Source organism: Streptomyces sp. YPW6, assembly GCF_018866325.1.
GTDB lineage: Bacteria > Actinomycetota > Actinomycetes > Streptomycetales > Streptomycetaceae > Streptomyces.
Window position 1 is genome coordinate 2796168 of sequence record NZ_CP076457.1, and the last position, 14986, is coordinate 2811153.

13 protein-coding genes are annotated in these 14986 nt (G+C 71.8%); 5 read left to right on the forward strand and 8 right to left on the reverse strand.

Going from position 1 to position 14986, the window contains the following annotated elements:
- Positions 1 to 186 precede the first annotated feature (186 nt).
- Positions 187 to 1893 (reverse strand): glycerol-3-phosphate dehydrogenase/oxidase, encoded by a 1707-nt coding sequence (locus tag KME66_RS12035; protein ID WP_073227735.1) that lies wholly within the window; start codon positions 1891 to 1893, stop codon positions 187 to 189.
- Between the two features lie 243 nt (positions 1894 to 2136).
- On the opposite strand from KME66_RS12035, the gene KME66_RS12040 reads away from it, so the two are divergent.
- Together KME66_RS12040 and KME66_RS12045 are read left to right on the forward strand one after the other, a co-directional pair.
- Positions 2137 to 3399: a nucleotide sugar dehydrogenase gene (locus KME66_RS12040; protein WP_073227738.1), complete on the forward strand. Its 1263-nt coding sequence runs from the start codon at positions 2137 to 2139 to the stop codon at positions 3397 to 3399.
- Between the two features lie 196 nt (positions 3400 to 3595).
- Entirely contained in the window at positions 3596 to 4342 is a 747-nt protein-coding gene (locus KME66_RS12045) for a hypothetical protein (protein ID WP_253208580.1), read from the forward strand.
- A gap of 78 nt (positions 4343 to 4420) precedes the next feature.
- On the opposite strand, the gene KME66_RS12050 is transcribed toward KME66_RS12045, so the two are convergent.
- The 4 genes from KME66_RS12050 to KME66_RS12065 all read right to left on the reverse strand — a co-directional run bounded on the left by KME66_RS12050 (position 4421) and on the right by KME66_RS12065 (position 8851).
- Positions 4421 to 5545, reverse strand: coding sequence for a GuaB3 family IMP dehydrogenase-related protein (locus KME66_RS12050; RefSeq protein WP_073227743.1), 1125 nt, complete (start codon positions 5543 to 5545; stop codon positions 4421 to 4423).
- A 104-nt stretch (positions 5546 to 5649) separates the two neighbouring features.
- On the reverse strand, positions 5650 to 7152 hold the full coding sequence (guaB, locus tag KME66_RS12055) for an IMP dehydrogenase (RefSeq protein WP_073227746.1): 1503 nt from the start codon (positions 7150 to 7152) through the stop codon (positions 5650 to 5652).
- A gap of 231 nt (positions 7153 to 7383) precedes the next feature.
- On the reverse strand, positions 7384 to 7959 hold the full coding sequence (locus tag KME66_RS12060; protein ID WP_006126954.1) for a sigma-70 family RNA polymerase sigma factor: 576 nt from the start codon (positions 7957 to 7959) through the stop codon (positions 7384 to 7386).
- A 280-nt stretch (positions 7960 to 8239) separates the two neighbouring features.
- Positions 8240 to 8851 carry a response regulator transcription factor gene (locus KME66_RS12065; RefSeq protein WP_003948568.1) on the reverse strand — a complete coding sequence of 204 codons (612 nt, stop codon included), beginning with the start codon at positions 8849 to 8851 and terminating at the stop codon, positions 8240 to 8242.
- Positions 8852 to 9304: 453 nt separating this feature from the next.
- Between KME66_RS12065 and KME66_RS12070 the strand changes: the two genes are divergently transcribed.
- Entirely contained in the window at positions 9305 to 9643 is a 339-nt protein-coding gene (locus tag KME66_RS12070) for a WhiB family transcriptional regulator (RefSeq protein ID WP_073227749.1), read from the forward strand.
- A gap of 193 nt (positions 9644 to 9836) precedes the next feature.
- Here KME66_RS12070 and KME66_RS12075 read toward each other — a convergent pair whose 3' ends face one another.
- Positions 9837 to 10727 carry a LysR family transcriptional regulator gene (locus tag KME66_RS12075; protein WP_216321799.1) on the reverse strand — a complete coding sequence of 297 codons (891 nt, stop codon included), beginning with the start codon at positions 10725 to 10727 and terminating at the stop codon, positions 9837 to 9839.
- 80 nt (positions 10728 to 10807) lie between these two features.
- Between KME66_RS12075 and KME66_RS12080 the strand changes: the two genes are divergently transcribed.
- Complete coding sequence (locus KME66_RS12080) at positions 10808 to 11476, forward strand: MOSC domain-containing protein (protein ID WP_216321800.1); 669 nt, start codon at positions 10808 to 10810, stop codon at positions 11474 to 11476.
- Positions 11477 to 11776: 300 nt separating this feature from the next.
- Positions 11777 to 12550 (forward strand): SDR family oxidoreductase, encoded by a 774-nt coding sequence (locus KME66_RS12085; protein ID WP_216321803.1) that lies wholly within the window; start codon positions 11777 to 11779, stop codon positions 12548 to 12550.
- Positions 12551 to 12752: 202 nt separating this feature from the next.
- On the opposite strand, the gene groL is transcribed toward KME66_RS12085, so the two are convergent.
- Both groL and groES read right to left on the reverse strand, forming a co-directional pair.
- Complete coding sequence (gene groL, locus KME66_RS12090) at positions 12753 to 14378, reverse strand: chaperonin GroEL (protein ID WP_216321805.1); 1626 nt, start codon at positions 14376 to 14378, stop codon at positions 12753 to 12755.
- Between the two features lie 97 nt (positions 14379 to 14475).
- Positions 14476 to 14784, reverse strand: coding sequence for a co-chaperone GroES (gene groES, locus KME66_RS12095; RefSeq protein WP_003966899.1), 309 nt, complete (start codon positions 14782 to 14784; stop codon positions 14476 to 14478).
- Positions 14785 to 14986: the final 202 nt, after the last annotated feature.

The window sequence follows — 14986 nt, forward strand, 5'->3', positions numbered from 1 at the left end:
GTCCTGGTGCCGGGTCCGGGTCCGCCGCGCCACGGCCCGCGGAGAGAATCCCCCACAGCCTCCTACCAACCGGGCCTTCCCGTCCAGGCCGGTCCCGGCCCGGCGCGCCGCCCCTCCCGGCAGGCGGGCCCCAACTGCCCCGGAGGCAACAGGCGGTGGCCGCCGTCCGGGGCTGCGGGACACTCCTCAGATCGACACGATGTCCGGTGCGCCCAGCCGGGCCGCGTCCGCCGTGAGGTCGTCGGGCTGCCGCTGCGACTCCCGCTCGGCCTCCACCCGCTTCTCGTAGTGCTCGACCTCCCGGTCGATCCGGCCCTGGTCCCAGCCCAGCACCGGCGCGATCAACTCCGCGCAGAGCCGGGCGCTGCGGGTGCCCCGGTCGAAGGTCTCGATGGAGATCCGGGTGCGCCGGGTCAGCACGTCGTCCAGATGGCGGGCGCCCTCGTGGGAGGCCGCGTAGACGATCTCGGCGCGCAGATAGTCGTCGGCGGCGGGCAGCGGTTCACCCAGGGCGGGGTCGGCCAGGACGAGTTCCAGAATTTCCTCGGTCATTGAGCCGTACCGGTTGAGCAGGTGCTCCACCCGGGCGACGTGCAGCCCGGTCCGGGCCGCGATCCGGGCGCGCGCGTTCCACAGGGCCTTGTACCCCTCGGCCCCCAGCAGCGGGGTGTCCTCGGTGACGCAGGCGGCGACCCGCTGGTCGAGGCCGTGCACCGCCTCGTCCACCGCGTCCTTGGCCATGACCCGGTACGTCGTGTACTTGCCGCCCGCCACGACGACCAGGCCGGGGGCGGGGTGGGCCACCGTGTGCTCGCGCGACAGCTTGCTGGTGGCGTCCGACTCGCCGGCCAGCAGCGGCCGCAGCCCGGCATAGACGCCCTGGACGTCGTCCCTGGTCAGCGGCGTGCTCAGGACGGCGTTGACGTGCTGGAGGAGGTAGTCGATATCGGCACTGGAGGCGGCGGGGTGGGCCTTGTCCAGGTCCCAGTCGGTGTCCGTGGTGCCGATGATCCAGTGCCGCCCCCAGGGGATGACGAAGAGGACGGACTTCTCGGTGCGCAGGATGAGGCCGGTGGTGGAGTGGATGCGGTCCTTGGGGACGACGAGGTGGATGCCCTTGGAGGCCCGGACGTGGAACTGGCCGCGCTCGCCGATGAGCCCCTGGGTGTCGTCGGTCCACACGCCGGTGGCGTTGACCACCTGCTTGGCCCGGACCTCGTACTCCGTGCCGCTCTCGACGTCCCGGACGAGCGCGCCGACGACCCGCTCGCCCTCGCGGAGGAAGCCGACGACCCGGGCCTGGTTGGCCACGTGGGCGCCGTAGGACGCGGCGGTGCGCACCAGCTCGGTGACGAACCGGGCGTCGTCCATCTGGGCGTCGTAGTACTGGAGGGCCCCGACCAGGGCGTCCTTCCTCAGCGCCGGAGCGACCCGCAGGGCGTGCTTGCGGGAGAGGTGGCGGTGGACGGGGAGGCCGCGCCCGTGGCCGGAGGAGACCGACATCGCGTCGTACAGGGCGACGCCGGAGCCGGCGTAGAGCCGCTCCCACCCCTTGTGCTGCAAGGGGTAGAGGAAGGGCACGGGCTTGACCAGATGCGGGGCGAGCCGCTCCAGGAGCAGCCCGCGCTCCTTGAGGGCCTCCCGGACCAGGGCGAAGTCGAGCATCTCCAGATAGCGCAGGCCGCCGTGGATGAGCTTGCTCGACCTGCTCGATGTGCCGGACGCCCAGTCGCGCGCCTCGACCAGTCCGGTGGTCAGGCCTCTGGTGGCGGCGTCCAGCGCCGTGCCCGCGCCGACCACGCCCGCCCCCACGACCAGCACGTCCAGCTCGCGCTCGGCCATGGCGGCGAGCGCGAGGGTGCGCTCGGCGGGTCCCAGTGTCGCTGTCCTCACTTGCTGCCTCCCGGTGGATCGGGGTGGTCGGACACGGGAGTGCCACCCGGCCGAGGGGCCGGCCGCCCGTGTCCACCTCTCGATTCTGTCCGCGCTCCCCGAGTTCAGCCACCGCCTGTGGACAACACCCCGGTGACCTGAGCGGCACAATGCGACATATAGGTCATATTTACGCCTAGTCTGACATTGCGCTGTCCACAGCAGTTGCGATCTTCGCTCTCCGCACTTAGGGGGTCTTCCTGTATGCCCGCGGACCTCGCTGTCATCGGACTCGGTCACCTCGGCCTGCCGCTCGCCCGAGCCGCCGTGGCCGCCGGAATCGCCACCGTCGGGTACGACCCCGATCCCCGCCCGCACGCGGAGCTGAGAGCGGGCCGGAGCCCCGTCGAGGGCGCACTCACCGCCTCCGAGGTCCGCCGCATGCTCGCGGGCGGCTTCCGCCCCACCACCGACGCCGCCGAGCTGGGCCGGGTCCGTACCGCGGTGATCTGCTCCCCCACCCCGCTCGGCCCCGACCGCACCGTCGACCTCACCGCACTCGGCGACGCCGCCCGCGCCCTGGCCTCCCGGCTGCGCCCGCACACCACCGTGCTGCTGGAGTCCGCCGTACCGCCGGGCACCACCGAGACCTTCCTGCGCCCCCTGCTCGAAGAGGGCTCCGGCCTGACCGCAGGACGCGACTTCCACCTCGCCTGCTCCCCCAACCGGCTCGACCCCGGCAGCCGCACCCGCACCCTGGCCGCCACCCCCAAGGTCATCGGCGGCCTCACCCCCGCCTGCACCGAGTCGGCCGCCGCCTTCTACGGACGGCTCACCGACAAGGTCGTACGGGCCCGGGGCCTGCGCGAGGCGGAGATGACGAAGGTCCTGGAGACCAACTTCCGGCACGTCAACATCGCGCTGGTCAACGAGATGGCGGTGCTCTGCCACGACCTCGGCGTGGACTTCTGGGACGTCATCCGGTGCGCCGAGACCAAGCCGTTCGGCTTCCAGCCCTTCCGCCCGGGGCCCGGCGTCGGCGGCCACGGCGTCCCGGTCGACCCGGGCTGCGCGCCCCACGGCGGCCCCACCGCAGGACACCCGCTGCGGATGGTCGCCCTCGCGCAGGAGATCAACGACCGGATGCCCCGGTACGTCATCCAGCGCTGCGCCACCCTCCTGAACGAGCACGGCAAGTCCGTCCGGGGCGCACGCGTCCTGCTGCTCGGCGTCACCTACAAACCGGACACCGCGGACCAGGAGGCCGCGCCCGCACGGGAGATCGCCACCCGGCTGATGGACATGGGGGCGCAGATCGGCTATCACGACCCGCACGTCCTGGACTGGCGGGTGGGCGAACTCCCCGTCCCGCGCGCCGACTCGCTGTACGAGGCGGCGGCCGCGGCCGATCTGACCGTACTGCTCCAGCAGCACCGCACCTACGACCTCCAGGGCCTGGCGGTCAAGGCCCAGCTGCTTCTGGACACCCGGGGCGCCACTCCGGCGGGGGCCGCCCACCGGCTCTAGACCTGTCGTCACCGTGCCGTCTGCCGCGCGACGGCAGGCCCTGTCCGCCCCCGCAAGGTGACGGACCGTCGAAAGATGGCCAGTGACTGAATCTCGATGGTGCTGCTACTCTGCGGCGTCACAGAGCGCACACATGTACGTATGCAGCGCGACAGTTCGCAGCCGTCCCAGGGGGAGCCCCACCGTGAGTCAGCCCGTGCAGCCTCCGAACCAGCCCCAGCAGCCCTTCGGCGGACAGCCCGTCGACGGCAACCCCTACGCCGGCCACTCAGGCCAGCAGCCCCCCGCCCCGAGCGGCACCCCGTACGGCCAGCAGCCCCCGGCACCGGCCGGCACCCCGTACGGCCAGCAGCCCCCGGCACCGGCCGGCACCCCGTACGGCCAGCAGCCCCCGGCACCGGCCGGCACCCCGTACGGCCAGCAGCCCCCGGCACCCTCCGGCGCGCCCTTCGGGGACCAGCAGCCCGGCCAGGGCGCCCCGTTCGGCACGCCCGCCGAAGGCGCCCCGTTCGGCGGCGCGCCCTTCGCCCCGGCTCCCCCCGCCCGCAACACCATGCTGCTCGGTGTGGCGGTCGCGCTCGGCGCGGCGCTCGTCGCGGGCATCCTCTACGGCGTGATCGCGGGCTCCATCGAACGGGAGGTCGGCTACGCGGCGGTCGGCGTCGGCTTCCTGGTCGGCTTCGCGGCGAGCAAGGTCGGCGGCTCCGGCCCGGCGGTCGTCGCCGCCTCCGCCGTCTTCTCCATCGGCGCCGTCTACCTCGGTCAGCTCGTCGGCATCTCGATGATCCTCGCCGATAGGGCGCAGGTTCCGTTCTTCGAGGTCGTGGGCGATCACTTCGACACGGTGACGAGGACCTGGTCGCAGGAGGCCGACTTCATGACGTACCTCTTCCTGGGACTCAGCGCGATCGCCGCCGTCGGTGGTGCGAAGAAGGCCGGATGACACCGCACGGCAGCATGCCGCAGGGCCCGGACCGTGGAACGGTCCGGGCCCTGCGTGTACGGAGCGGCGACGCGGAGGTCAGCGGCGGTGCTGCGAGTCCGCGACGGTCACCTCGACGCGCTGGAACTCCTTGAGGTCGCTGTAGCCGGTGGTGGCCATCGCGCGGCGCAGGGCGCCGAAGATGTTCATCGAGCCGTCCGGGGTGTGCGAGGGCCCGGTGAGGACCTCCTCCGTCGTCCCGACGGAACCGAGGTCGACCAGCTTGCCGCGCGGCACGTCCTCGTGGACGGCCTCCATGCCCCAGTGACGGCCCCGGCCCGGCGCGTCGGTGGCGCGGGCCAGCGGGGAGCCCATCATCACGGCGTCCGCACCGCAGGCGATGGCCTTCGGCAGGTCGCCGGACCAGCCGACACCGCCGTCCGCGATGACGTGCACGTACCGGCCGCCGGACTCGTCCATGTAGTCGCGGCGGGCGCCGGCGACGTCCGCGACGGCGGTGGCCATCGGGACCTGGATGCCGAAGACGTTGCGCGTGGTGTGCGCGGCGCCACCGCCGAAGCCGACGAGGACACCGGCGGCGCCGGTGCGCATCAGGTGCAGGGCGGCGGTGTACGTGGCGCAGCCGCCGACGATGACCGGGACGTCCAGCTCGTAGATGAACTGCTTGAGGTTCAGCGGCTCGGCGGCGCCGGAGACGTGCTCGGCGGAGACCGTCGTCCCGCGGATGACGAAGATGTCGACGCCCGCGTCGACGACCGCCTTGGAGAACTGGGCGGTGCGCTGCGGGGAGAGCGCGGCGGCGGTGACGACGCCGGAGTCGCGCACCTCCTTGATGCGCTGCCCGATCAGCTCCTCCTGGATCGGCGCGGAGTAGATCTCCTGGAGCCGGCGGGTCGCGGACTCGGCGGGCATCTCCGCGATCTCGTCCAGCAGCGGCTGGGGGTCGGCGTGCCGGGTCCACAGCCCTTCCAGGTTGAGCACGCCCAGGCCGCCCATCTCGCCGATGCGGATGGCGGTCTGCGGGGAGACCACGGAGTCCATGGGAGCGGCCAGGAACGGCAGCTCGAAGCGGTAGGCGTCGATCTGCCAGGCGATCGAGACCTCCTTCGGGTCCCGGGTGCGGCGGCTCGGAACGACAGCGATGTCGTCGAATGCGTAAGCCCGGCGGCCGCGCTTGCCGCGCCCGATCTCGATCTCAGTCACGATGTGTGGCCTTTCCCTCTACGTCTGCGCTGACCAGTATCCCCGACGCAGCCGTGAGGGGCGGTACCGGGAACTCCGGTCCGCCCCTCACCTGCGGTGACGCGCTACTTCCTGCTGTAGTTCGGTGCTTCCACCGTCATCTGGATGTCGTGCGGGTGGCTCTCCTTGAGGCCCGCCGAGGTGATCCGGACGAACCGGCCCTTGCTCTCCATCTGGTCGACGGTCGCGGCGCCGACGTAGCCCATGGTCTGGCGGAGGCCGCCGACGAGCTGGTGCAGGACGTTGGCCAGCGGGCCGCGGTAGGGCACCTGGCCCTCGATGCCCTCGGGGACGAGCTTGTCGTCCGAGGAGACCTCGGCCTGGAAGTAGCGGTCCTTGGAGTAGGACCGGCCCTGGCCGCGCGACTGCATGGCGCCCAGCGAACCCATGCCGCGGTAGGACTTGAACTGCTTGCCGTTGATGAACATCAGCTCGCCCGGGGACTCCTCGCAGCCGGCGAGGAGGCTGCCCAGCATCACGCTGTCCGCGCCCGCGGCGAGCGCCTTGCCGATGTCGCCGCTGTACTGGAGGCCGCCGTCGCCGATCACCGGGACGCCCGCGGCACGGGCGGCGAGTGCGGCTTCGTAGATCGCGGTGACCTGCGGGACGCCGATGCCGGCGACCACGCGGGTGGTGCAGATCGATCCGGGCCCGACGCCGACCTTCACACCGTCGACCCCCGCGTCGATCAGGGCCTGGGCCCCGTCGCGGGTGGCGACGTTGCCGCCGATCACGTCGACGCCGACGCTCGACTTGATCTTCGCCATCCAGGCGAGGGCGTTGCTGTTGTGGCCGTGCGAGGTGTCGACGATGAGGAAGTCGACCCCGGCGGAGGCGAGGGCCTGCGCGCGCTCCAGGGCCTCGGGGCTGGCGCCGACGGCCGCACCGACGAGCAGGCGGCCCTCGGCGTCCTTGGCGGCGTTCGGGTACTGCTCGGCCTTCTTGAAGTCCTTGACCGTGATGAGGCCCTTGAGGAGGCCCGCATCGTCGACCAGCGGCAGCTTCTCGATCTTGTGGCGGCGCAGCAGCTCCATCGCCTCGACGCCGGAGATGCCGACCTTGCCGGTGACGAGCGGCATCGGCGTCATGACCTCGCGCACCTGGCGCGTACGGTCCGACTCGAAGGCCATGTCGCGGTTGGTGACGATGCCGAGGAGCTTGCCCGCGGCATCGGTGACCGGCACACCGCTGATGCGGAACTTCGCGCAGAGCGCGTCCGCCTCGGCGAGGGTGGCGTCCGGGTGCACGGTGATCGGGTCGGTGACCATGCCGGACTCGGACCGCTTCACCAGGTCGACCTGGTTCACCTGGTCCTCGACGGAGAGGTTGCGGTGCAGCACGCCGACGCCGCCCTGACGGGCCATGGCGATCGCCATGCGCGCCTCGGTCACCTTGTCCATGGCGGCCGACAGCAGGGGGATGTTCACCCGTACGTTGCGCGAGATGAGGGTCGAGGTGTCGACCGCGTTGGGCAGGACCTCGGACGCGCCGGGCAACAGCAGCACGTCGTCGTAGGTCAACCCGAGCGTCGCGAATTTCTCGGGCACTCCGTCGACGTTTGCAGTCATGACACCTTCCCCAAATGGCCTTGATCGGTGCGGATGTCCATGCTAACGGCCCCGGAAGGTGTCTCATTCCACGATCAAGATCACTTGGGAGTTCTGGAGCATCGCACGAAGCGGTCGGGCGGCGGTCCCCGCAGCGCTGCCGGGGGTCCGGCCGGACAGGCCGGGGTGCCCGGTGGGGTGCATCGCACAGCGCCGTGCGAGGCGCCCCGGCCCCTCCCTGCCCGGGGCCGCCTACTGCTCGGCCAGCGCCCGGAGCCTGCTGAGCGCGCGGTGCTGGGCGACCCGGACCGCACCCGGCGACATCCCGAGCATCCGTCCGGTCTCCTCGGCTGTCAGCCCCACCGCGACCCGCAGGACCAGCAGCTCACGCTGGCTCTCCGGGAGATTGGCGAGGAGCTTCTTCGCCCAGGCGGCGTCGCTGCTGAGCAGGGCGCGCTCCTCCGGGCCGAGGGAGTCGTCGGGCCGTTCCGGCATCTCGTCGGAGGGGACGGCGGTCGACCCCGGGTGGCGCATCGCGGCGCGCTGGAGGTCGGCGACCTTGTGCCCGGCGATCGCGAAGACGAAGGCCTCGAAGGGCCTGCCGGTGTCCTTGTAGCGCGGCAGCGCCATCAGCACCGCGACGCAGACCTCCTGCGCGAGGTCCTCCACGAAGTGGCGAGCATCACCGGGGAGGCGGTTGAGCCGGGAGCGGCAGTAGCGCAGGGCGAGAGGGTGGACGTGGGCCAGCAGATCGTGGGTGGCCTGCGCGTCTCCGTCGACGGCGCGGTGCACGAGGGCACCGATCACCGTGGTCTCGTCATCGCGCATCGGACCATGGTGCCCTGATGCCAGTCGGTCCGCTGCACTGCGCCCGGAGTTGTGCACCGAAGCGTTATGAGCGGGTGCGCCGGATGTCATCTCCTGCGCCCTCCCCTTCCGCTCGACCGAATCGTTCCTGAGGAACTCCACGACTCAAGGATGCGTCATCGGCCGGGAAGCGTCACATGGCACCGCTGGGCGGGCGCCCGGATGCAGGATGTGGAGCCGGTGGCCCGCTCCGTGCCCCCGTCCGCGGACCTGCGGACGGGGCGCGGCCCGGGCCGCGTCCTCAGCGGACCAGGCCCCAGCGGAATCCGAGGGCCACCGCGTGGGCGCGGTCCGAGGCCCCGAGCTTCTTGAACAGGCGGCGGGCGTGGGTCTTGACCGTGTCCTCGGAGAGGAAGAGCTCGCGGCCGATCTCGGCGTTCGAGCGGCCGTGGCTCATGCCTTCGAGCACCTGGATCTCCCGCGCGGTGAGCGTCGGGGCCGCGCCCATCTCGGCGGACCGCAGCCGGCGCGGGGCGAGCCGCCACGTCGGGTCGGCCAGCGCCTGGGTGACGGTGGCCCGCAGCTCGGCACGCGAGGCGTCCTTGTGGAGATAGCCGCGGGCGCCGGCGGCGACCGCGAGCGCGACGCCGTCCAGGTCCTCGGCGACGGTCAGCATGATGATCCGGGCTCCGGGGTCGGCGGAGAGCAGCCGACGGACGGTCTCCACACCTCCCAGACCGGGCATGCGTACGTCCATCAGAATCAGGTCCGAACGATCGGCGCCCCAGCGGCGGAGGACTTCCTCGCCGTTGGCCGCGGTCGTCACACGCTCGACGCCGGGCACGGTGGCCACCGCGCGACGGAGCGCTTCTCGGGCAAGCGGGGAGTCGTCGCAGACGAGGACGGATGTCATGACCGTCCTCCGCAGCTGATGCGCGTCACCTTGAGCCTCCAGGCTGATACAAGTCGTCACCTGTGCGGTCGACCCCCTCGGACATGTGCCCGAGCCGGATATCCGTCAACCGCATCCGTTCCTTTAACGACGGTCACTCGAAAGAGTTACGGGTCGCGCGACCGGGTTCGGCACTCTACGTGAAGGCCCGAATACGGAGGAGGACGACGCGGGTGATTCACCCGTCAACCGAATCTTCACTCCCTGGCGTGCCCTATTTGGCAGCTTTTCTTCCCTTTTAAGGGTGTCTGTGGCTAGATTCGCAATCAGTCATATTTACATCTACTAGCACCGTAGATGTACGGTCGAGACTTCGGTCACACCGATCACCGACGGTCCGCACACAGCAGGCCGTCGATCACAGACGGTCGAGGATGCCGCTTCCGACGCAGCACAGCTCCGAGGGGACAAGCAATGGCAGATTTCTCCCGCCTTCCCGGACCCAACGCAGACCTGTGGGACTGGCAGCTGCTCGCCGCCTGCCGAGGCGTGGACAGCTCCCTGTTCTTCCACCCGGAGGGTGAGCGCGGCGCGGCGCGGAGCGCCCGCGAGACCTCCGCGAAGGAGGTGTGCATGCGCTGCCCGGTACGGGCCGAGTGCGCGGCGCACGCCCTGGCCGTACGGGAGCCCTACGGCGTGTGGGGCGGCCTGACGGAGGACGAGCGCGAGGAGCTGATGGGCCGGGCCAGGACCCGGCTGATCAGCGCGGCGCCCTCCGGCGCCCCCGCCGCGGGGCCCTCCGGCACCACCTGACACCCGTACGCCCCCACGCCACGCAGAAACGTTTCCCCGAGAGCCGGGGCCTGCCGGCCCCGGGCGGCCGGGGCCGGTGCCCGCGTGGGCGTCACACGCCGCACGCCGCACGCCCTCAGCCACCGCCGGAGCGGGCCCGCGCCCCCCAGCGGTCCCGGCAGCCGTCGATGTGGCCCCGCGTTCCCCTGCGGCCTCAGCGGGCGGCCGTCCGCGCCAGCTGGTCCAGGGTGGCCGCCACCGCCGGGACCCGGGCCAGGTCCGGCAGGGTCAGCGCGACGATCTCCCGTTCGATCGCGGGCTCGACCGGCACGGCCCTGGCCCCCTTGGCGCGTACCGACTCGACGGCCAGCTCCGGCAGCACCGCCACACCGAGCCCGGCCCCGACCAGGCCCATCACCGCCGGGTAGTCGTCGGTGGCGAAGTCGATGCGCGGGGCGAATCCGGACGCCTCGCAGACCTCGACCAGCTGGCGGCGGCAGCGCGGGCAGCCCGCGATCCAGGACTCGTCGGCCAGCTCGCCGATGGACACGCTCGGCGCGTCCGCCAGCCGGTGCCCCTCCGGGAGAAGGCCGATCAGGCGGTCGGTGAGCAGCGGCCGGACCACCAGGTCGTCCCATTCGCCTCCGGCCGCCCCGTAACGGAACGCCAGCGCGATGTCGCAGTCGCCCTCGCGCAGCAGGTCCACCGAGCGCGGGGGTTCGGCCTCGACGAGCGAGACACGGGTGCCGGGGTGGTCGGCGCGCAGGGCGGCCAGCGCGCCCGGGACCAGGGTGGAGCTGCCGCTGGGGAAGGAGACCAGCCGGACCCGCCCGGCCCGCAGTCCGGCGATGGCGGCGACCTCCTCCTCGGCGGCGGTCAGCCCCGCGAGGATGCCGGAGGCGTGCCGTACCAGTGCCTCGCCGGCCTGGGTCAGGCGCATCTCGCGTCCGGTGCGGATCAGCAGCGTGGTTCCGGCGGAGGACTCCAGGGCCTTCATCTGCTGGCTGACGGCGGGCTGGGTGCAGCCCAGCGCGCGGGCGGCGGCGGAGAACGAGCCGGCGGTGGAGACGGCGCGCAGGACACGGAGGTGGCGAGCTTCGATCACCCCACCATCATAAGGAGCTCTTGGGGAAGTGGCGAATTAATGATGCACTTGTTTGGGTCGAGGGCGGTTAGCGTAGCCGCATGAAGCTGCTCACCGTGAACATCGGCCGTCCGAGCCCGAACGCCCGGACCGACGGGCCGGCCGGCCTGTCCGGGATCGACAAGCGCCCGGTGGAGGGCCTCGTGGAGGTACGCGACCCGGGCCCCAAGGGCGTCGGTGGCAGCGGGCTGTCCGGGGACGCTGTCTGCGATCTGCGCCATCACGGTGGCAGCGACCAGGCGGTGTACGCCTTCGCCCGCGAGGATCTGGACGCCTGGGAGCGGGAGCTGGGCGGCCGGAAGCTGGCCAACGGGGTGTTCGGCGAGAACCTCACGACCCTGGGGCTCGACGTCAGCGGTGCGCTGATCGGCGAGCGCTGGCGGGTGGGGGCGGACCTGGTGCTGGAGGTGACCTCGGGGCGGATCCCGTGCCGGACCTTCGCCGAGCACGTCGGGGAGCAGGGGTGGGTCAGGCGGTTCACCCAGCACGGGGTGACCGGTGCGTATCTGCGGGTGATCGAACCGGGCGCGGTCCGCGCCGGGGACCCGGTCGAGATCGTGCACCGGCCGGACCACGAGATCACCGCCGCCCTGCAGTTCCGGGCGTCGACGACCGAACGCACCCTGCTGCCCTCGCTGCTGGCCGCCGGGGAGGCGCTGCACCCCGAGGCGCTGCGCAAGGCGCGGGAGTACGTGGCACAGCAGGGCTGAGGACCGGGCGGCGCGGCCCGTCACGAGGCGAGCCGCGCTCCGCCGCGGGACCGGCGGCGCACCGCCGGGTGACAGGGCGTCACCCGGCCCCGGATTCCGGGCCGGCGGCGGGGGACAGGACCGCCCGGCGACGCGTCCGGGCGCGGCCGGGACCGGACCGCCGCGTTCGACGTGCGGACCGGGGCGTTCCCGTGGCGGCGGCTCAGCGGGGCCGACGGGGTGACAGGCCGGTTCGCGGTGGTGCAGGAGGGGCGGCGGGCGGGTGAGGGCCCGGTCCCTGGGGGCACTAACGTGCCGCGTATGACGACTGCACTGATCACGGGCGCGACGGCGGGTATCGGGGCCGCGTTCGCGCGGCGGCTCGCGGCCCAGGGGCACAACCTGGTGCTGGTGGCGCGGGACACCGCGCGGCTGCGCGAACAGGCCACGGAACTGCACGACCGGCACGGCATCGAGGCGGAGGTGCTGAGCGCCGACCTGTCCACGGACGGCGGTATCGAGACGGTCGAGAAGCGGCTCGCGGACCGCAGGCACCCGGTCGACCTGCTGGTCAACAACGCCGGGTTCGGCAACAAGGGACGCTTCCTGGAGGTGTCCATGGCCGACGAGCTGACGATGCTGAAGGTGCACTGCGAGGCCGTCCTGCGGCTGACCTCGGCGGCGGTCGCCGGGATGCGGGAGCGGGGCCGGGGCGGGGTCGTGAACGTGGCGTCCGTCGCGGCGTTCGTGCCGCGCGGTACGTACGGGGCGTCGAAGTCCTGGGTCGTGCAGTTCACCCAGGGCGCGGCGCGGGACCTGGCCGGGTCGGGGGTGCGGATGATGGTGCTGTGCCCCGGGTTCGTCCGGACGGAGTTCCACGAGCGGGCGGGGATGGGCACGGACAACATCCCGAACTGGATGTGGCTCGACGCGGACAAGCTGGTGGCGTCCGCGCTGGCGGATCTGACGCGGGGAAGGACGGTGTCGATCCCGGACCCGCGCTACAAGGCGCTGATGGGGCTGGTCAAGGTCGCGCCGCGGGGGCTGCTCGGCGGGGTCACCTCGCGGACGGGGCGCAAGTACGGTCCGCAGTAGGCGGCCCGTCCGCCTCGCACCGACGGCGGCCGCGGCGGCCGGGACGGACGGACCGCCGATCCTGCTGGGGGCGTGTCCGCCGGGCTGAGGGATCCGCCCGGACCGGCCGGCCCGGAACGCACCGGGGCCCGGTGCCCCCGCGACGGGGGCACCGGGCCTCGGGTGTACCGACGAGCGCGTACCGAAAGCGGTACGGGCGGTACTAGTGGGAGTGGCCGTGGCCGCCGTGACCGGCGTCGGCCTCCTCCTCGGCCGGCTTCTCGACGACCAGGGTCTCGGTCGTGAGCAGCAGCGAGGCGATGGACGCGGCGTTCTCCAGGGCGGAGCGGGTGACCTTGACCGGGTCGATGACGCCGGCCTTGACCAGGTCGCCGTACTCGCCGGTGGCGGCGTTGAAGCCCTGGCCCTTGTCGAGCTCGGAGACCTTGGAGGTGATGACGTAACCCTCCAGGCCGGCGTTCTCGGCGATCCAGCGCAGCGGCTCGACGGCGGCGCGGCGGACGACCGCGACACCGGTGGCCTCGTCGCCGGTCTTGCCGAGGTTGCCCTCCAGGACCTTGACGGCGTGGACGATGGCGGAGCCACCGCCGGAGACGATGCCCTCCTCGACCGCGGCGCGGGTGGCGGAGATGGCGTCCTCGAGGCGGTGCTTCTTCTCCTTCAGCTCCACCTCGGTGGCGGCGCCGACGCGGATGACGCACACGCCGCCGGCCAGCTTCGCGAGGCGCTCCTGGAGCTTCTCGCGGTCCCAGTCGGAGTCCGTGGCCTCGATCTCGGCCTTGATCTGGTTGACGCGGCCCTTGACGTCCTCGGCGTTGCCGCCGCCGTCGACGATGGTCGTGTCGTCCTTGGAGACGGTGACGCGGCGGGCGGTGCCGAGCACGTCCAGACCGGCCTGGTCGAGCTTGAGGCCGACCTCCTCGGCGATGACGGTCGCACCGGTGAGGGTGGCGATGTCGCCGAGCATGGCCTTGCGGCGGTCGCCGAAGCCCGGGGCCTTCACCGCGACGGCGTTGAAGGTGCCGCGGATCTTGTTGACGACGAGGGTGGAGAGCGCCTCGCCCTCGACGTCCTCGGCGATGATCAGGAGCGGCTTGGAGCCACCGGCCTGGATGACCTTCTCCAGGAGCGGGAGCAGCTCCTGGATGGCGCCGATCTTGCCCTGGTGGATCAGGATGTACGGGTCGTCGAGGACGGCCTCCATACGCTCCTGGTCGGTCACCATGTACGGGGACAGGTAGCCCTTGTCGAAGGCCATGCCCTCGGTGAACTCCAGGTCCAGGCCGAAGGTGTTGGACTCCTCGACGGTGATGACACCGTCCTTGCCGACCTTGTCCATCGCGTCCGCGATGAGCTCGCCGACCTGCGGGTCCTGCGCGGAGAGCGCGGCGACGGCGGCGATGTCGGCCTTGTCGTCGATCGGGCGGGCCGTGGCGAGCAGCTCCTCGGACACGGCCTTGACGGCGGCGTCGATGCCCTTCTTCAGGGCGGCCGGGGAGGCGCCGGCGGCGACGTTGCGCAGACCCTCGCGGACGAGCGCCTGGGCCAGGACGGTCGCGGTGGTGGTGCCGTCACCCGCTACGTCGTTGGTCTTGGTCGCCACCTCCTTGACGAGCTGGGCGCCGAGGTTCTCGTACGCGTCGTCGAGCTCGACCTCGCGCGCGATGGTGACACCGTCGTTGGTGATGGTGGGGGCACCGAACTTCTTGTCGATGACGACGTTGCGGCCCTTGGGGCCGATCGTCACCTTGACCGTGTCGGCAAGCTTGTTGACGCCGCGCTCAAGGGCGCGACGGGCGTCCTCGTCGAACTTCAGAATCTTCGCCATGGGCTGTATCCCTCTCAAAATGAACTGCGCCCCTCGCCGCCCGGCTAGTTACTTCGCAGGGGGCCAGGGGCGCAGAACACAAGCAAACGTGGGTGAATTACTTCTCGACGATCGCGAGGACGTCGCGGGCCGAAAGGACGAGGTACTCCTCGCCGTTGTACTTCACCTCGGTGCCGCCGTACTTGCTGTACAGGACGACGTCGCCGGTCTTGACGTCGAGCGGAAGCCGCTCGCCGTTCTCGAAGCGGCCCGGGCCCACGGCGAGGACGACGCCCTCCTGGGGCTTCTCCTTCGCGGTGTCCGGAATGACCAGGCCGGAAGCCGTGGTCTGCTCGGCGTCGAGCGGCTGGACCACGATGCGGTCCTCGAGCGGCTTGATCGCAACCTTGGAGCTGGTGGTCGACACGATCCGGTCTCCCCCTTCGGAGATCTCACGGGGTTTAACAGTCTGTGGGTGGCGATCGGACCGATCCGTCGTCGCGGGTGCCGGACCTGCCCTGTCGCGCAGAGTGGTGCTGGCACTCTCCAGGGGGGAGTGCCAGACCCGAGACTATGACCGCGATTAGCACTCGGTCAAGCGGAGTGCCAATTCACCACCCTCGTGCCGT